Genomic DNA, 17197 nt, shown 5'->3' with positions numbered 1-17197 from the left:
CCCGGCGGGCGGACCTGCCATGCTCGCAGGTCACGGCCCCATCGACCCGGCGATCGCCCGCCGACTCGCGGGACTGGCGCCCGGCTGGGATCGTGTGTTCACCGATCCGCACACCGGCATCCCGGTCGCCGTCGACCGCTATCGCCCCAGCGCGGAACTCTCCCGCTACCTCGCCGCGCGCGACGAACGGTGCCGCGCGCCCGGTTGCACCCGGCCGGCCCACGGATGCGACCGCGACCATACGACCGCAGCGGCAGACGGCGGCGCGACCGCCCACGAGAACCTGGCGCACCTCTGCCGACGCCACCACACGATGAAACACCACACCGCCTGGCGTGTGCGCCATCTCGGTGGCGGAACACTCGAGTGGACCGGCCCCACGGGGCGCCGCTACACCGACCGGCCACCGTCACTGGTGAGGTTCGTTCCCGCGACCGAGGATCCGCCCCCGTTCTGAGCGAGGTGGCACAGGTCAGCGAACAGTCGACGCTCCTGCGACGACCCGCACCACGGCGAGCGCACACGCGTCGTGGGTCAGACGCGACGGGCCCGCGAGCGACTCCGACACGACGTCGTCCCAGGGTGCACCCGGAGTGCACGCTGCTCGGGCCGACGTCCAGCCGTCGCGGAAGGGACCCCGCTTCACGACGTGGCAGCCGGGCCGGAACCCTCGCCGCTCGCGAGGGATTCGGCGGCGCGCGCGTCGAGCAGCTGCTCGAGCGCGTCGAGGTCGTACCCCCGCACGTAGCCGCGGAAGAACTCTGCCAGGGCGTCGGCCGGCAACGTCCTGATCCAGGCACGCGCGGCGGGCGTGATCGACGGAGAGCTCGAACAGCTGCGAGACCTCGTCGCGCGCACGCAGGAGCTGCGCCGATACGAGCCGCGGGCGTGATCAGTGCAGCGACGCGTCGGCGTCGGTGTGCAGCCACTCGGTGAACACGACCTCGAGGCCGGCGCGCGTCGGCGCGCACACCATCGGTCCCGCCTGCGCGTCGAGATCGCCGCGGAACGGCGCGACCCGCACCAGACGCAACGGCTCGCCGTCGACGCCGGCGCGCACCGTGAGGGCATCCTCGCCACGGCTCACGCGCACGCGCAACGGCCGCCCGGCCCACTCCGGCACGGCCCCGACCGACCAGTCCGACATGGTGTCGGTGACGACGGCGCCGACGCCGAGCACACCGTCGGCGTTCTCGACTCCGGCCTTCATCCAGCGCTCATCGTCGGCGCGCACGAACAGTCCCGCCTGATCGAACTGCGCTGTGAAGTCGGCCTCGAAGACGACCTCCATGGCCGTCCCGACCGGCAGCGGTGCGATCAGCGCGTGCTCGGTGTCGTGGACGAAGCCGTACGCCGTGCGGCGCCATGCGTCACTGCCTTCGACGGCCGTGACCACCAGCGCGCCGTCCCGCTCACTCACCGCGGCCGGCGGACTCGTCCACGTTCCGCCGTCCCAGGCGATGCGCTCCCTCATGCGTCCATCCTGTCGCGACCGGCACCGACGGCGGCCGCATCCGCCGGACCCGCGTGCAGGGTCAGCACCTCCACGCCGCGCGGGGCGACGCGCAGACCGTCTCCGGCATCGATGACGACCTCCTCGTCGGTGCGGTTGACGAGGAACACGTGCCGGGTCGCCTCGTCCCCGCGGACGATGACCTCGAGCCGGCCTCCCGCCGCGAGCGGGTCGGCTGCGAGCGCGTCGATCTCACCGGCGAGACGCTCGAGCAGAGCCCGGGTGCCCTCCCGACCGAGGTCGGCGGACACGTAGGTCGCCGACCCGGTGCCGACGCGGCGGTGGGTGACGGCCGGCATCCCCGCGAGCTCGCCCGCCGCGTAGGTGTCCAGCACCTCGACGTCGGCGCCGACGCGGGCGATCCGCTCGCTCCAGTGTGCCGCGCGGGCGCCGGAGGCGAGCAGGGCCGATTCTTCGGGCAGAAGCGGCACGAACTCTTCCACCGTCACGCCGAGGACGTCGCGAAGGGCACCCGGGTAGCCCCCGAGCCACACCCGGTCGTGCTGGTCGACGATGCCGGAGAAGTACGTCGTCACGAGATGACGACCGCTGCGGACGACGTCCTCCAGCTGGGCATCGTCGAACGCAATCTCGACCGTCGCGAGTTGGTGCGCATGTTCTCCATCGTCTCGGCGGAGGCCACCTACCCCGGACACGAGGCACACGACTGGCTGCGCCAGCGGTACGCGCGCGTCATCGCCGACTACGCCGGCGCGATCGCCGCCGATCGCGCCGCCGAAAGGATCGACCCGCCCGTCGGCGACGACACCGCTCTGGCCGCCCTGGTCATCACGGGGTGGGAGGGCGTTCAGATCCGCTGGCTCGCCGATGATTCGGACCCCGTGGCGGCCATGTCCCTGCTTCTGTCGAGTGCACTGCGACCACGGGCGGCATAATGGGTTTGTGCCTTCCGGCACGCTGAAGCCGAGAATCGAAGCCCCATGCCCTATCGCAACCAGGAAACGGTCGCGTCATGGGTGCGCGATTACCTCGAGGACCGCAACGTGGACGCTTCCTCCGTGTCGGTTCTCGAGAAGGACTTCACCCCGGGACCGGACTCCGGCCTCGTCGTCGTCGCCTTGAGCAACGCGTCCACGGTCACCTACATCCAGCCGGTCATCGCCGACGGCCACCCGCGGTGGGTGGTGACGTTCGAGCCCCGGACCGAGGGTTTCGACCTCGACGCCGCGGGCGTGGCCCGCCTGTCGGCCGATCTCTCCACCCTCGCCGACCTGTGCGGTTATCTGCAGGAACGCACCGAGCAGGCCATCGCCGACGCACCGACGGCCGCGGTCTGAGCCGCACCGCGCGGTGCGATCTAGATCAGAGGCGTCGTGAACACGGCGGTCGCCAGCGCGCCGAGCGCGACGATTCCGCTCACCGTCGCCGCCGCCTGCCACAGCGCTTGCGCGCGCGTCGACGGCGACTCGACACCGGGTTCGGGCCGCGCGGCATGAGCGCCGAACACCGCGCGCTGAGCGTCGACCAGGGTCATGTAACGGCCGACGGGGGTCGAGCGCGAGTCGAAGCCGACGAAGTGTCCGTCGGGCGTGCCCTCCACGCAGCCCACGTAGTCACCGGCGCGTGAGGCGACGAAGAAGTCCTCACTGACACGGGCCCAGGTCACGCGCCCCGCGGACGCCGGAGCGATGATGCTCATGCGACGGCCGCCAGCTCCGCGCGCGACGGCGCGGTGGTCAGCGCACGCTCCATCACCACTCCAGCCGCCGAAGCCGCCGCCTGGGCGATCTCGTTCACCCGCGCGGGGTCGAGGCGGATGGGCTCCGCGTCGTCGAACTCGAAGCGCAGCGGAATCGCGCTGTGCACCCACAGGGCCGTCCGACCGACGGCGTGCGACGAGAACGTGAGGCTGAAGCCCTCCGACCGGCGGAGCTTGGTCATCGCGACCATCCGAAGGTGAGCGAGGTCGACGTCGTCGATCTCGATCGCGTCGGAGCTGTTGCCGTAGTACATGCGTCCCATCGTGACTCCCTCGGTGTGGTGCGTTGCGCCCGGTCGGTTACGAGAAAGGTTATTCTGTTAATAAGTAGTTAGTCAAGCGAGATAGTTCATGAGCTATATTGGAGGCACCGTAGCTTTTCGGTGATGACTTCTTCTGGGAGGTGAGCGAGGTGACGACCGCACACACGCCCGACGCAACCCCCGTCCTGGATGCTCTGGCACGCTTCAGAGCGGCCGACGCACAGATGCATCAGCGCGTGCGCACCCATGCCGCCCTCGGCGAGAACGAGCTGCGCATCCTTCAGTACGTTCTGGCCTGCGATCGCGCGGGCACCGACGTCAAGCCGAGCGAGATCTCGCGCCACCTCGGCATCAGCTCCGCGTCGACGACGGCCCTGCTCGACCGACTGGAGCGCCTCGGGAGTGTTCAGCGCGTGAGCCATCCCACCGATCGGCGCAGCATCCTCATCGCTCCGACCGCGCGCGCGGCAGCCGAGGTTGCAACCCTGGTCGACGCCTTCGAGAACCGCGTGGCGACAACAATCGACCACCTGTCCGAGGAGGGGCGAGCCGCCGTGATCGCCTTCCTGGATGCCGCGACCGACGCCGCCGACGAGATCGCCGACCCCACGATCGCTCGCGACTACGCGTCGATGTGATCGACCGCGACGCGCATCGCGTCGAGGAAGCGGATGACCGTGTTCCGCTGGTCCTGATCCATTTCGCGAACGACCGCCATCATGCGCTCGTGCATCGCTGAGAGCGTCTGACGCACCTCGTCATCGGACTTCTCGCTGGAGCGGATGAGCACGCTGCGGCGATCGCCGGGGTTGGGGGTCCGCGTGATGTGGCCCGACTTCTCGAGCCGGTCCAGCAGTGCGGTCGTGGACGCGGAAGTGATCCCGAGATAGCGGCTCAGGGCGACGGGCGTCACATCCTCGTGGCGCAAGCGTGCGCGCGCGAGGAAGCGGAGCACGAGAAGCTCGTTCTCTCCCATGTCCATCGACTGCTGGGTCCTTCGCCGCATCGCCACCTCGGCGGCCCGGTAGGAGCGCATGGCTTCCATGACCGACGTAGAGCGCGCATCTTCGTCCACGTACCAGTAGGACGGCGACTGCTCGGCGGGCGTGCTCATCGCAACATTGTGCCGCACCAGCGCGGGGCCCCAGATCAGTGACGACGGTGGACATTCCCCGCCGCAGGCGCTATGTTTCTGATTGGGTTACTGATTGATAACCGAAATGAGGATGCCGTGTCGACGAAGGCGACGGACGGGTACCGCGAGCTCGTGGCGACGCTGCGCGCCGTGCGCGAGAGAGCCGCGCGGGGCGGCCCCGACAGCGCGCGCCAGCGGCACACCTCCCGCGGCAAACTCCTGGCTCGCGACAGGATCGACCTGCTGCTGGATCGCGGAAGCCCGTTCCTCGAACTCGCCCCCCTCGCCGCGCACGGTCTCTACGGCGGCGACGCTCCCGCCGCCGGCGTCATCGCCGGCATCGGCCTCGTCCACGGGCGGCACGTGATGATCGTCGCCAACGACGCCACCGTCAAAGGCGGCACGTACTATCCGATCACGGTGAAGAAGCACCTGCGCGCACAGGAGGTCGCGGCCGAGAATCGCCTCCCGTGCATCTACCTCGTCGACTCCGGCGGCGCATTCCTCCCTCTCCAGGACGAGGTGTTCCCCGACCGCGACCACTTCGGCCGCATCTTCTTCAACCAGGCTCGGATGTCGCGCGACGGCATCGCACAGATCTCGGCCGTGATGGGATCCTCGACCGCGGGCGGCGCCTACGTGCCCGCGATGAGCGATGAGACCGTGATCGTGCGCGACCAGGGGACGATCTTCCTCGGCGGGCCGCCGCTCGTGAAGGCCGCGACCGGCGAGGTCGTCACGGCGGAGGAACTCGGGGGCGGGGTGACGCACTCGCGCATCTCAGGCGTCACCGATCATCTCGCCGAGAACGATCATCACGCCCTTCAGATCGTTCGCGACATCGTCGAGACGCTGCCGCGCTGCGCCGCGCTGCCATACGATCTCGGCCCGGCCGATCCGCCCGGGCACGACGCCGAGACCCTCTACGATGTCGTCCCGGTCGAGCTGACCTCGCCCTACGACGCGCGCGAGATCATCACCCGACTCGTCGATGGCAGCCGGTTCGCCGAGTTCAAGCACGAGTACGGCGAGACCCTCGTCACCGGCTTCGCACACATCCACGGCCACCCCGTCGGCATCGTCGCCAACAACGGCGTCCTCTTCGCCGAGTCGGCGATGAAGGGGGCGCACTTCATCGAACTGTGCGACCAACGCGGCATCCCGCTGCTGTTCCTCCAGAACATCACCGGTTTCATGGTGGGGCGCGAATACGAGCACGGCGGCATCGCCAAGCACGGCGCCAAGATGGTCAACGCCGTTGCCTGCGCCCGCGTGCCGAAGCTCACGGTCGTGGTGGGCGGATCGTTCGGCGCCGGGACCTACTCCATGTGCGGGCGCGCCTACTCCCCACGCTTCCTGTGGTTGTGGCCGGGAGCACGGGTGTCGGTCATGGGCGGCGCACAGGCGGCATCCGTGCTCTCGACCGTGCGGGGCGAGCAGCTCAGCGCCGCCGGAACCGCCTGGACCGAGGAGGAGAAGGCGGCGTTCGAAGCGCCCATCCGCGACCAGTACGAACGCCAGGGCAGCCCCTACTACTCCACCGCGCGGCTCTGGGACGACGGCGTGATCGAGCCCGCGCAGACCCGCGACGTGCTCGGACTCGCCCTCGACGTCGTCTCCCGTGTCCCGATGACCGATGCCGGCTACGGCGTCTTCCGGATGTGATCGCATGACCACCATCACGAAGGTGCTCGTCGCCAACCGCGGCGAGATCGCCGTGCGCATCATCCGTACGCTCCGGAGCCTCGGCATCCGCTCGGTGGCCGTCTTCAGCGACGCCGACGCGAATGCCGTGCACGTCCGCCTCGCCGACGAGGCGGTGCGCCTCGGGCCCGCCCCCGCCGCCCAGAGCTACCTGTCCATCGAGCGTGTGCTGGATGCCGCGCGGCAGACCGGCGCCGAGGCCGTCCACCCCGGTTTCGGCTTCCTTGCCGAAAACGCCGCCTTCGCGAGCGCCTGCGCCGAAGCCGGCGTCGTCTTCATCGGCCCGAGCCCCGAGGCGATCGAGATCATGGGCGACAAGATCTCGGCCAAGCGGACGGTGGAAGCCCGGGGTGTGCCCACCGTGCCGGGGCTTGCGCGCGCCGGCCTCACCGACGCGGAGCTGATCGACGGCGCTGCCGGAGTCGGCTTCCCCGTCCTCATCAAGCCCTCCGCGGGCGGAGGCGGCAAAGGGATGCACGTCGTCGAGGAGGAGGCGCAGCTTCCGGCCGCCGTCGCCGCCGCCCGGCGAGAGGCGGCGGCGTCCTTCGGTGACGACACCCTGTTTCTGGAGCGCTACGTCACGACGCCACGGCACATCGAAGTGCAGGTGATCGCCGACTCCCACGGCAACGTCGTGCACCTCGGGGAGCGCGAGTGCTCGCTGCAGCGACGGCATCAGAAGGTCGTCGAGGAGGCTCCCTCTCCCCTGCTGGATGCCGCGACGCGTGCCCGCATCGGGGCCGCCGCATGCGAGACGGCGCGCAGCGTCGGGTACGTGGGCGCCGGCACCGTGGAGTTCATCGTCCCCGCGGACCGTCCGGACGAGTTCTTCTTCATGGAGATGAACACGCGCCTGCAGGTGGAACATCCCGTCACCGAACTCATCACCGGCCTCGACCTGGTGGAGCTGCAGCTGCGCATCGCGGCGGGCGAGGCGCTGCCGTTCCGGCAACAGGACGTGCGCCTGAACGGCCACGCCATCGAGGTGCGCGTCTACGCCGAGGATCCGCAAGCGGGGTTCCTGCCCACCGGCGGCCGGGTCGAACGGGTCGTGCACCCATCGGGACCCGGCATCCGCGTGGACACCTCGCTCGAGGACGGCCTCGACGTTTCCACCGACTACGACCCGATGCTCGCGAAGCTCATCGCGTGGGCTCCGAACCGCGAAGAGGCGCGGTGTCGTCTCGTGGATGCCATCGCCGAGACCGCGATCTTCGGGTTCGAGACCAACCTCACCTTCCTGAAGCTGTTGCTCGAGCGGCCCGAAGTCATCGCCGGTGAGCTCGACACCGGGCTCATCGCCCGCGTCTTCGAGCACCTGCCCTTTCCCGAGACCTCGGAGCGCACCTTCGCGGAAGCCGCGCTCGTCATGCACGCACAGCCGACCGGCACCACCGCGACGGGTCCGACCGGCCCGACAGGACCCTGGGCGCGCGCCGACGGGTGGCGGCTCGGTCCGGCGGTACCGAGCGCGTTCGACCTCGAGACCTCTGCGCGGCGGGAGCGGGTGCGGGTGTGGGCGTCGCCGCTGCGCGTCGCGGTCGGTGACGGCGGACCGCGAGCCGCCACGGTCGCCCTCGACGAGGGACGGGCGACGGTCGGCATCGGCGGTCTCGGACGCTCCTTCCCGTTCGCGGCGGGATCGGGCGGAGTCTGGCTCCGTACTGACGCAGACGCGGTTCTCGTGCGCGAGCACCGCGCGACATATGGAGCGGACCGCACCGCCGACGCCTCCCCCACACTCACCTCCCCTCTCCCGGGCACGGTCGTCATGGTGGCGGTCGACGAGGGCGCCCATGTCGAGGTGGGCGACGCGATCGTCGCGGTGGAGGCGATGAAGATGGAGCATGTGCTGCGCGCAACGGTGGGCGGCACCGTGCGGCTGACCGTCGCCGCCGGCGATCAGGTCGCCCGCGGCGGCGTCGTGGCCACGATCGAGAGGGAAGACGCATGAGCGACGGCATCGCCGCGGCACGGATCGAGCAGCGGGGGCTCTATTTCGAGGAGTTCATCGAGGGGGCGCTCTACGTGCATGCCCCCGGGCGTACCGTCACGGAAGCCGACAACGTGCTGTTCACGACGCTCACCATGAACACGCAGTCGCTCCACCTCGACGCGGCGTGGGCTGCGGGCACCGAGTTCGGGGAGCGCCTCGTCAACAGCATGTTCACCCTGTCGACGCTGGTCGGCCTGTCGGTCGCCCAGCTCACGCAGGGAACGATCGTGGCGAACCTGGGCTTCGGCCAGGTGGCGTTCCCGGCGCCAGTACGCGTCGGCGACACCCTCTACGCCGAGACGCTCATCACCCGAAAGCGCCTGTCGTCGTCCCGACCGGGGCAGGGCATCGTGGAGTTCGCCCACACGATGCGCAACCAGCGCGACGAGGTCGTGGCCACCGCGACGCGCATGACCCTCATGCGATGCCTGCCCGCGGCGCCGCGACGGGCGTGATCATCCCTCGACCAGAGCCCGGTGCGCCATCGCGGCGAGGATGCCGGCTGCCGCCGCACCGCTGGCGGGCGCGCTGTGGGGCGTGGAGTTGAGCAGACCGAAGACCCCGAGCAGCCGCGTCTCGCGTTCGGCCGCACTCAGGCGAGGAACGGCCGCGGCGAGCACGGTGTCCCAGTCCTGCACGTATTCGCGCTGCAGCCGCCGTACGCGTTGGTTGGTCTCCGCGTCGAGTCCGGCCAGCTCCCGATCCTGGATGCGGATGATGTCAGGGGCCGCGGTCGCGAAGCCGATGTGGAATGCGATGAGCTCGTCCAGCGCAGCGCGCGCCGCGGCGGCATCCGTCACCGGGCCGGCACCGAGGATCTCCCGAGCGCCCTGGAGCAGACGCTCGCTCGCGTCGAGAAGCAGCTCCGCCAGCAGCGCATCCTTGCTCCGGAAGTGCTTGTACAGGGCCGGGCCGCTCATCCCGACGGCTTCCCCGATCTCGACGGTGGTCACCGCCGCGAACCCGCGCCGCGCGAAGAGCGCGGCGGCCTCCGTGAGCAGGCGTGCTCGACGATCAGCCTTCTGCGAGCTGCGCCACGTCGTCACCGGTTCAGCCTACCGAGCCGCTGCGCAGTCCCCGCGGAGGCGTCACGCTTCCCGGGTGATGGTGACCTTCACGTGCAGGTTGCTCTTGAACGGGCCGGCGTAGACGCCCCGCAGCGGCGGGATGTCGTTGTAGTCACGGCCGCGCCCGACCAGCACGTGCCGGTCGCCGATCTCGGCGTTGTTGGTCGGATCGAACCCCTGCCACCCGCCCGAGAACCACTCCACCCAGGCGTGGGACTCGCCGGTCACGGGCACGCCGACCTCGGCATCCGGCTGCGGATGCAGGTACCCCGACACATAGCGCGCGGGGATGCCGACTTCGCGCAGCGCCCCGAGCGTGATGTGGGTGATGTCCTGGCAGACGCCCTTGCGCTCGACCCACGCCTCCGCACCGGTCGAATGCACGCCGGTGATGCCGTGCATGTACTCCATCGCGTCACCGACGGCGGTCGCGATCTCCAGCGCCGCGCGGGCGGGCTCATCGTGACGGGCGGCGATGTCGCGCGCGAGCTCGGCGACCTCGGGATGCGGGCTCGTGCGGGTCGACTGCCCGAGCATCTCCACCGTGCCGATCGAGCGTACGCTCTCGGCTGCGAGCCGCTCCCAGCTCAGCTCGGGGAACTCGAGCGGCCGCGGGCGCACCTCGACGAGCGAGCGGGCGGTGATCTCCAGCGACCGGTGGCCGGCGAGCACGTCGAAGGCGGCGACGCGAGTGCCGAAGTAGTCGAGGTAGTAGTTGACGCTCGTCGACGGGTCGATGTCCAGTTGCGAGCTCAGCACGAACTGACTGTCGGTGGAGATGGGCAGCATCCGCGCCTCGTTGTACGACGCTCCCACGTCGCCCTGATAGGCGAAGCCGGTGGTGTGCTCGATCCGCAGCCGCATCATGATGTCTCTCCGATCCAGCTCGGCTCGGCGTGCGTGGGGAAGAAGCGCCCGCGGATGGCTTCCGAGGCCTCCCGCGTGACCTTCTGCACACGCTCCATGTGATCGGGCAGCTCGCTGAGGATCTCGCCGATCGGCCGGTACTCGAGGTCGTTGCGGATGCGTCCCAGCGCCCGCAGCACGGTGTTCGAGTGGCCGACCCGATCGGCCACGGGGTCGATCTCCCGCATGCACGCTTCGGCCTGGGCGATCGAGTAGATGATCGAGCGCGGGAACAGCCGGTCCAGCAGCAGGAACTCAGCTGCGTTGGACGCGCTCGGCATCCCGCGATAGGTGCGTAGATACGCCTCGTAGGCGCCGCAGGAGCGCAGGATCGTCGTCCACGACGGACCGGATGCCTCGGTCAGCGCGCGCGTCGCGAGAAGCCGTGCGGTCATGTCGGTGCGTTCGATCGCCCGCCCCAGCGTCAGGAACTGCCACGCCTCGTCCCGGCTCGTGGAGGAATCGGTGATGCCGACGGCGAGCGCGGAGCGCTCCCGCACCCACTGGAAGAACTCGTGCACCTTCTCGTTGTGCAGGCGGCGCGGCATCCGCGAATTGGTCGTATTCAGCGTCTCCCACAGCTCCGTCGAGACGATCTCGCGCGCGCGGCGGGCGTTCTCGCGCGACGCCTGCACGGCGTAGGCGATGCTCGACGGGTTGGCGCGGTCGACGGCGAGGCTGGTCAGCACGTCGGAGCGGGTGACCTCGACCGTCGGTGGTGGCGGCACCGAGCCCATGACACCCATGAGCGAGCGGCAGGCCGTGTCCTCATCGATCCAGGGGTCCTCCAGCAGCAGCTGGAGGTGCACGTCGAGGATGCGGGCGGTGCCGTCGCTGCGCTCGATGTAGCGTCCGATCCAGAACAGGCTCTCGGCGATCCGGCTCAGCATGGCGTCACCTCCGCATCCGCCCCCGCGGCACGCACCGCACCCGCAGCACCCGCCGTATCCGCGCGTCCCCCTTGCAGCCCACCGTGTCCCACTTGTTGCGCAGCGTGTCCCACTTCCGGTCGCCCCAGGCCCTTGCAGACGGCAGATTCTGGGACACGCTGGCGGGTGGATGCCGCGGCATCCCGCACCGGCGGCTGTCGCCGCACCGGCGGCTGTCGCCGCACCGGCGGCTGTCGCTTCACCTCCTGCGCATCGCGTCCCTGTTGCTGCTGCTCCTGCTGCTCCTGCGTGCTCAGGGGACGATCCTGCGGCGAGTGCGACTGCTCGCCCTGCGCGTCGTAGATGATCGGGATCGCCTCGGTGACCGAGGCCTGATCGGCCACCAGTCCCGCCAGGCCGCCCGCGGTCTGCACGACGCGGTCACCGCGGTGGGGGGCGTCGCCGCCGACGATCCAGGTGTCCTTCGAGCCGCCACCCTGTGAGGAGTTGACGACCAGCTGCCCCTCCGGCAGAGCAACGCGCGTCAGGCCCCCGGGCAGCACCCAGACCTCGTCTCCGTTGTTGACCGCGAACGGACGGAGGTCCGCATGCCGCGGGCGCATCCCGTCCTCGACGAGGGTCGGGATGGTCGAGAGCATCACGACCGGTTGAGCGATCCACCCACGCGGGTCGCGGATGAGCTTCTTGCGCAGCTTCTCGAGCTCGGCGGGCGACGCGTCGGGGCCCACCACGAGGCCCTTTCCGCCCGAGCCGTCGACCGGCTTCACGACGAGCTCGTCCAGCCGGTCGAGCACCTCTTCGAGGGCGTCCGGCTCCTCCAGCCGCCACGTGTCCACGTTCTTGAGGATCGGCTCCTCCGCGAGGTAGTAGCGGATGAGGTCGGGCACGTACGTGTAGAGCAGCTTGTCGTCGGCCACCCCATTGCCCACGGCGTTGGCGATCGTCACGTTGCCCAGCCGCGCGGCGAGCATGAGGCCGGGAGCACCCAGCATCGAATCGGCGCGGAACTGCAGCGGGTCGAGGAAGTCGTCGTCCACACGGCGGTAGATGACGTCGACGCGGCGCGGCCCGCGAGTGGTGCGCATGAAGACCTTGCCTCCGACGCACTGCAGGTCGCGCCCTTCGACGAGCTCGACGCCCATGAGGCGTGCGAGCAGCGTGTGCTCGAAGTAGGCCGAGTTGTACACACCCGGAGTGAGCACGACGACGTTCGGGTCGTCGATGCCGGGCGGGGCCGAGGCGCGGAGGGCCTGCAGCAGCTTGTTGGGGTAGTCGCCGACCGGCCGCACCCGCATCGAGACGAACAACTCGGGCAGCGTCTGGGCCATGACCCGGCGGTTGGAGATGACGTAGCTGACGCCGGACGGCACCCGCACGTTGTCTTCGAGAACCCGCATCTCGCCGTTCTCGTCGCGGATGAGGTCGATGCCGGCCACCTGGATGCGCACCCCGTTGGCCGAGTGGATGCCGGCGGCCTGGCGGTAGAAGTACTGGCTGGAGGCGATCAGCGCGGCCGGCAGCACGCCGTCGCGCACGCAGTGCTGGTGGCCGTAGGCGTCGTCGAGGAACGCCTCGAGGGCGCGCACGCGCTGCTGCACGCCCTTCTCGATGTTCGACCACTCGTCGTACTGGATCACACGGGGCACGGCGTCCAGCGGGAACGGACGCTCCTCTCCGGCGAAGTCGAAGGTCACGCCCTGCGCGAGGTACGAGCTGGCGAGCGACTCGGTGCGTCCGCGCAGCTCCTCCTGAGTCATCTTGGCGAGCGCCTGATACAGCTCGCGGTACGCCGGACGGGAGGTCGCTGCGGCGCCGGCGGGGGCGGGCGCGGCGAACATCTCGTCGAAGGCCGGAACGCCGGAGACGGTCTTGCGCGGAGCCAGCGTCGAGCCGTATCCGTCGAACAGGTCACCCATGCCATGAGCCTAGTCCGGGCCGTGTTTCCTGAGTGTGACGACGGATGCCGCGGCATCCGTCCGCGCGCCGTCCGCGGCGACTTAGGATCAGCGCATGCGTACGCGAGCACGGGCAGCCGCCGCCGGCGCGGCCTCCGCCGCCTTCGGAGCGGGCCTCGCAGAGCTCACCGGCGCCATCGTCGGCGCGAGCCCGATCACCGCCGTCGGCGGAGCGCTCATCGACCTCGCACCTCCCTGGGGCAAAGACCTCGCGATCGCCCTGTTCGGCACCGGCGACAAGGCGGCACTGGTTACCGCGGTCGCCCTCGGGCTGCTCCTGCTGGGCGCGGCGGCGGGTCTGCTCGCCCGCCGTTCGATGGGAGCCGCGCAGACGCTGGTCGTCGTGCTGGGTCTCGTCGGCGCCGGAGCGGCCGTCACCCGGGCGGATGCCGCGGCCCTCGCCGTCGTGCCGCCGGCGGTCGGCGCCGGGGCGACCCTCCTCGGGCTGAGCCTGCTCGTCCCGCGGGCTCTCGCGGCCGCACCGCCACGGGCCGTGCCGAACGCCGCGATGCCTGCCGGAGCCACCCGCCGTACCTTCCTCCTCTGGACCGCCGGCGCGGCGGCGACGGGCGCTCTGGCCGCCGTCGGCGGGTGGGCGCTGCAGACGGGGGCCCGTGCCGCGACCGCGGTTCGCGCGGCGATCACGCTTCCGCGCGCCACGAAGACGGTGAGCGTGCCGGCCGGCGCCGACCTCGGCATCCCGCAGCTCGCGCCGGTCATCACCCCCACGAGCGATTTCTACCGGATCGACACGGCGCTCGCGGTGCCGCAGATCGATCCGGCGACCTGGCGACTGCGTATCCACGGCAAGGTCGACACCGAGGTGGAGATCGGCTGGGACGAGTTGCTCGCCCTTCCCCTGGAAGAGAGCGTGACCACCCTCACGTGCGTCTCGAACGAGGTGGGCGGCGATCTGATCGGCACTGCGCGCTGGCTCGGCTACCCGATCCGACACCTGCTGTCGCGGGCCGGCGTGCAGGCGGATGCCGACATGGTGCTCTCGACGTCGATCGACGGCTTCACGGCCGGCACCCCGCTGGAGGCGCTCACCGACGAGCGCAATGCGATCCTCGCCGTCGGGATGAACGGTGAGCCGCTTCCGCTCGCCCACGGCTTCCCCGTGCGGATGGTCGTGCCGGGCTTGTACGGCTATGTGTCGGCGACGAAGTGGGTGACCGACCTGGAGGTCACCCGTTTCTCCGATGCGCAGGGGTACTGGACGCCGCGCGGGTGGTCGGAGCGGGGCCCGATCAAGCTCGCCAGCCGCATCGACGTCCCCCGGCGGGGCGACACGGTCGCGGCCGGCGACACGGTGATCGCCGGCGTCGCCTGGCAGCAGCACGTGGGCGTTCGCGGTGTGCAGGTGCAGATCGACGGCGGCGAGTGGCAGGACGCGACGCTCGCGACCGCCATCTCGGCCGACACCTGGGTGCAGTGGTCGCTCCCGTGGCGGGCGACGGCGGGACAGCACACGATCGTGGCCCGCGCGATCGGCATCGACGGGCAGCCGCAGACGCAGACGGTCGCCCCACCGGCGCCGGACGGCGCGACCGGGTGGCCGCGGGTCTCGGTCTCCGTGGCCTGAGGCCGGGCGGGGCTCAGCCCTCGAGGACGAGCCGTAGCTGCTCGATCGCCCAGTCCAGCTCGGTGGCCCGGACCACGAGCGGCGGAGCGATGCGGATCGTCTGGCCGTGCGTGTCTTTCACGAGAACCCCCCGCGCGAGCAGCCGCTCGGCGATCTCGCGTCCCGTCCCCCGTGTCGGATCGATGTCGACGCCCGCCCAGAGCCCCGCGACGCGGATCGCGGTGACGCCATTGCCGACAAGGGGCTCGAGGGTGGCCTCCAGGTGCGCACCGAGCGCGGTGGCGCGCGCCTGGAACTCGCCCGATGCCAGCATCTGCACCACCTGGGCACCGATGGCCGCCGCGAGCGGGTTGCCCCCGAACGTGGACCCGTGCTCGCCGGGACGGATGACCCCGAGGACGTCGCGGTCGGCGACCACCGCCGACAGGGGCACGATCCCGCCGCCGAGCGCCTTGCCCAGCAGGTACACGTCGGGCACGACCTGTTCGCGGTCGCACGCGAACGTCGTGCCGACCCGCGCGAGCCCGGACTGGATCTCGTCCGCGATGAAGAGCACGCCCTCCCGGTCGCACAGCGCGCGGATGGCGCGCAGATACCCGTCGGGCGGAATGACGACGCCGGCCTCGCCCTGGATCGGCTCCACGAGCACGGCGGCGGTGTTCTCGTCGATCGCGGCGGCGATGGCGTCGGCATCCCCGTAGGGCACGCGGACGAATCCGGGCGTGAAGGGGCCGAAGCCGGCGCGAGCCTGCTCGTCGTCGCTGAAGCCGACGATCGTCGTGGTGCGCCCGTGGAAGTTGCCGTCGGCGACGATGATGGTCGCGGCATCCGCGGCCACCCCCTTCGTGCGGTACGCCCATGCGCGGGCGACCTTGATACCCGTCTCGACGGCTTCCGCACCGGTGTTCATCGGCAGCACGAGGTCCTTGCCGCACAGCTCCGCGAGCGCCGCGGCGAAGGTGCCGAGCTGATCGTTGTGGAACGCTCGGCTCGTCAGCGTGACCCGGCCCAGCTGCGCGGTGGCCGCGGCCACCAGGGCGGGGTGGCGGTGACCGAAGTTGAGGGCGGAGTAGGCGGCCAGCAGATCGAGGTAGCGCTTGCCCTCGACGTCGGTCACCCAGGCCCCCTCACCGCGGGCGATGACGACCGGCAGCGGGTGGTAGTTGTGCGCGACGTGCTCGTCCTCGGCCGCGATGAGGGCGGCGGAGGATTCGTCGATGGAGATGGCGGAGCTCATTTCATTCCTCGCAGTTCGAGCGTGCAGCATTTGATGCCCCCGCCGCCGAGCAGCAGCTCCGACAGGTCGACGGGAACGGGAACGTAGCCCCGATCGCGCAGCTGGGCATCGAACCCGGTGGCGCGCGGGGAGAGGAAGACGTGACGGCCGTCGGATGCCGCGTTCAGGCCGAACACGGCGCCGTCCTCGTCCGAAACGAGGATCGCGTCGGGGTAACGCTCTTCCAGCAGCCGCAGCGACGCCTCGTCGAACGCCGAGGGCAGGTAGGCGATGTTCGCGGCATCCACCCCGCCCTCACCTTCGACCGGGTCGAGCACGCAGATCGCGGTGTCGAGGTGGTAGAACCGAGGATCGATCAGGCGGAGGGAGACGACCTCGCGGCCGAAGACATCGGCGACCTCGCGATGACTGTCACCGGTGGAGCGGAATCCGGTGCCGGCGAGGATCGTGTCGCCGACGAGAAGGAAGTCCCCCTCGCCCTCCTGCACCTCGACCGGTTCGATCACCTCGAAGCCGGCGGCGGCGAACCGGTCCATGAACGCACGCTCTTCCCCTCGCCGTTCCGGAACACGAAAGCGGACTCCGAGCGCTCGGCCGTCGACGACGAAACCGCCGTTGGCCGTGTAGACCATGTCGGGAAGTCCCGGCAGCGGGTCGATCAGTTCGACCTCGTGCCCGAGGGCGAGATACGTGTCGTACAGCGTCTGCCACTGACGCACGGCCTTGGCCGTGTCGGTCGGTCGCGCCGGCTCCATCCACGGATTGATCGAATAGCGCACCGTGAAGTGCTCCGGTCGGCACATCAGGTAGCGGCGGTGGTGGGCGATACGGTCGGGCATTCGAGATCCTCGTTCCTCGCCATCCCCATTCTGCCAGAGCACCCTCGGCATCCGCCGAGACTGTCAAGACCGTTGCGGGTCTCATCCCCCTGAGTAGATTCGTCCCATGGCCCGCCGCACGGGAGAGGAAACGCGCGCACTGTTGTTGCGCGTCGGCATGCAGATGCTGCTGGAGCGCGGCGTGGCGGCCGGTGTGCAGCACATCCGTCTGCAGGAAGTACTGCGACGGGCGGGGCTGACCACCGGCGCGGCGTATCGGTTGTGGGCCGATCAGAGCGACTATCAGCGTGACCTCGCAGTGGCGATGGTGCGGCTGCGCATCCGCAGCGACCCCGCCGAGTATCCGCGCGCCGCGATCGAGGATCTCGTCGCGGCGGGTGCCGACGG

General features: G+C 70.4%; 19 protein-coding genes and 2 pseudogenes. 9 read left to right on the top strand and 12 right to left on the bottom strand.

Annotated features, from left to right (window positions below):
• Positions 1–457 (top strand): annotated as a pseudogene (locus AS96_RS15455) (HNH endonuclease); the annotation flags it as partial.
• Between the two features lie 185 nt (positions 458–642).
• Here AS96_RS15455 and AS96_RS14920 read toward each other — a convergent pair.
• The 3 genes from AS96_RS14920 to AS96_RS06155 form a co-directional block, all read right to left on the bottom strand.
• Positions 643–783, bottom strand: a complete 141-nt coding sequence (locus AS96_RS14920) for a hypothetical protein (RefSeq protein WP_197017266.1) — start codon at positions 781–783, stop codon at positions 643–645.
• Positions 784–892: 109 nt separating this feature from the next.
• Positions 893–1474 (bottom strand): DUF1349 domain-containing protein, encoded by a 582-nt coding sequence (locus tag AS96_RS06160; protein WP_005047696.1) that lies wholly within the window; start codon positions 1472–1474, stop codon positions 893–895.
• Positions 1471–2049: a beta-galactosidase trimerization domain-containing protein gene (locus AS96_RS06155; RefSeq protein ID WP_036286968.1), complete on the bottom strand. Its 579-nt coding sequence runs from the start codon at positions 2047–2049 to the stop codon at positions 1471–1473. The genes AS96_RS06160 and AS96_RS06155 overlap by 4 nt, the downstream gene beginning before the upstream one ends.
• 3 nt (positions 2050–2052) lie before the next feature.
• On the opposite strand from AS96_RS06155, the gene AS96_RS06150 reads away from it, so the two are divergent.
• Together AS96_RS06150 and AS96_RS06145 are read left to right on the top strand one after the other, a co-directional pair.
• Positions 2053–2409, top strand: coding sequence for a hypothetical protein (locus tag AS96_RS06150; RefSeq protein WP_231477136.1), 357 nt, complete (start codon positions 2053–2055; stop codon positions 2407–2409).
• Between the two features lie 45 nt (positions 2410–2454).
• The gene (locus AS96_RS06145; RefSeq protein WP_036286965.1) at positions 2455–2811 is read left to right on the top strand and encodes a hypothetical protein; all 357 of its coding nucleotides are present in this window, start codon (positions 2455–2457) and stop codon (positions 2809–2811) included.
• Between the two features lie 20 nt (positions 2812–2831).
• Here AS96_RS06145 and AS96_RS06140 read toward each other — a convergent pair whose 3' ends face one another.
• Together AS96_RS06140 and AS96_RS06135 are read right to left on the bottom strand one after the other, a co-directional pair.
• Positions 2832–3173, bottom strand: a complete 342-nt coding sequence (locus tag AS96_RS06140; protein ID WP_036286963.1) for a hypothetical protein — start codon at positions 3171–3173, stop codon at positions 2832–2834.
• Positions 3170–3496 carry a DUF7882 family protein gene (locus AS96_RS06135; protein WP_036286962.1) on the bottom strand — a complete coding sequence of 109 codons (327 nt, stop codon included), beginning with the start codon at positions 3494–3496 and terminating at the stop codon, positions 3170–3172. The genes AS96_RS06140 and AS96_RS06135 overlap by 4 nt, the downstream gene beginning before the upstream one ends.
• Before the next feature lie 149 nt (positions 3497–3645).
• Here AS96_RS06135 and AS96_RS06130 point away from each other — a divergent pair, with 149 nt between their 5' ends.
• Complete coding sequence (locus tag AS96_RS06130; protein ID WP_036286981.1) at positions 3646–4134, top strand: MarR family winged helix-turn-helix transcriptional regulator; 489 nt, start codon at positions 3646–3648, stop codon at positions 4132–4134.
• On the opposite strand, the gene AS96_RS06125 is transcribed toward AS96_RS06130, so the two are convergent.
• The gene (locus AS96_RS06125) at positions 4119–4610 is read right to left on the bottom strand and encodes a MarR family winged helix-turn-helix transcriptional regulator (protein WP_036286960.1); all 492 of its coding nucleotides are present in this window, start codon (positions 4608–4610) and stop codon (positions 4119–4121) included. The two genes, AS96_RS06130 and AS96_RS06125, sit on opposite strands and share 16 nt — an antisense overlap.
• A 72-nt stretch (positions 4611–4682) precedes the next feature.
• Between AS96_RS06125 and AS96_RS06120 the strand changes: the two genes are divergently transcribed.
• Genes AS96_RS06120 through AS96_RS06110 form a run of 3 tightly spaced genes read left to right on the top strand, consistent with a single transcriptional unit; the run spans position 4683 to position 8786 of the window.
• Entirely contained in the window at positions 4683–6296 is a 1614-nt protein-coding gene (locus AS96_RS06120; protein WP_081767981.1) for a carboxyl transferase domain-containing protein, read from the top strand.
• A 4-nt stretch (positions 6297–6300) separates the two neighbouring features.
• On the top strand, positions 6301–8289 hold the full coding sequence (locus tag AS96_RS06115; protein ID WP_036286955.1) for an acetyl-CoA carboxylase biotin carboxylase subunit: 1989 nt from the start codon (positions 6301–6303) through the stop codon (positions 8287–8289).
• The gene (locus AS96_RS06110) at positions 8286–8786 is read left to right on the top strand and encodes a MaoC family dehydratase (RefSeq protein ID WP_036286952.1); all 501 of its coding nucleotides are present in this window, start codon (positions 8286–8288) and stop codon (positions 8784–8786) included. Before AS96_RS06115 ends, AS96_RS06110 begins: the two co-directional genes overlap by 4 nt.
• Here AS96_RS06110 and AS96_RS06105 read toward each other — a convergent pair whose 3' ends face one another.
• From AS96_RS06105 to AS96_RS06090, 4 genes are read right to left on the bottom strand one after another with little or no spacing between them, the layout of a single operon-like run.
• Positions 8787–9377: a TetR/AcrR family transcriptional regulator gene (locus AS96_RS06105; RefSeq protein WP_036286949.1), complete on the bottom strand. Its 591-nt coding sequence runs from the start codon at positions 9375–9377 to the stop codon at positions 8787–8789. It abuts the gene before it with no gap.
• 42 nt (positions 9378–9419) lie between these two features.
• A complete protein-coding gene (locus tag AS96_RS06100) occupies positions 9420–10265 on the bottom strand; it encodes a transglutaminase family protein (protein WP_036286947.1) in 846 nt (281 codons plus the stop codon).
• Complete coding sequence (locus AS96_RS06095; RefSeq protein WP_005047726.1) at positions 10262–11194, bottom strand: alpha-E domain-containing protein; 933 nt, start codon at positions 11192–11194, stop codon at positions 10262–10264. The genes AS96_RS06100 and AS96_RS06095 overlap by 4 nt, the downstream gene beginning before the upstream one ends.
• Complete coding sequence (locus tag AS96_RS06090) at positions 11188–13110, bottom strand: circularly permuted type 2 ATP-grasp protein (protein WP_231477134.1); 1923 nt, start codon at positions 13108–13110, stop codon at positions 11188–11190. The genes AS96_RS06095 and AS96_RS06090 overlap by 7 nt, the downstream gene beginning before the upstream one ends.
• Positions 13111–13204: 94 nt before the next feature.
• Between AS96_RS06090 and AS96_RS06085 the strand changes: the two genes are divergently transcribed.
• On the top strand, positions 13205–14734 hold the full coding sequence (locus AS96_RS06085) for a molybdopterin-dependent oxidoreductase (protein WP_036286940.1): 1530 nt from the start codon (positions 13205–13207) through the stop codon (positions 14732–14734).
• 13 nt (positions 14735–14747) lie between these two features.
• On the opposite strand, the gene rocD is transcribed toward AS96_RS06085, so the two are convergent.
• Together rocD and ddaH are read right to left on the bottom strand one after the other, a co-directional pair.
• Positions 14748–15971: an ornithine--oxo-acid transaminase gene (gene rocD / locus AS96_RS06080; protein WP_036286937.1), complete on the bottom strand. Its 1224-nt coding sequence runs from the start codon at positions 15969–15971 to the stop codon at positions 14748–14750.
• Positions 15968–16810: a dimethylargininase gene (ddaH, locus tag AS96_RS06075; protein ID WP_036286934.1), complete on the bottom strand. Its 843-nt coding sequence runs from the start codon at positions 16808–16810 to the stop codon at positions 15968–15970. Before ddaH ends, rocD begins: the two co-directional genes overlap by 4 nt.
• Before the next feature lie 106 nt (positions 16811–16916).
• Here ddaH and AS96_RS06070 point away from each other — a divergent pair.
• A pseudogene (locus tag AS96_RS06070) lies at positions 16917–17197 on the top strand (hypothetical protein); the annotation flags it as partial.

This window comes from Microbacterium sp. MRS-1 (genome assembly GCF_000585455.1).
Lineage (GTDB): Bacteria > Actinomycetota > Actinomycetes > Actinomycetales > Microbacteriaceae > Microbacterium > Microbacterium laevaniformans.
This window is presented reverse-complemented; position numbering and strand designations above follow the sequence as displayed.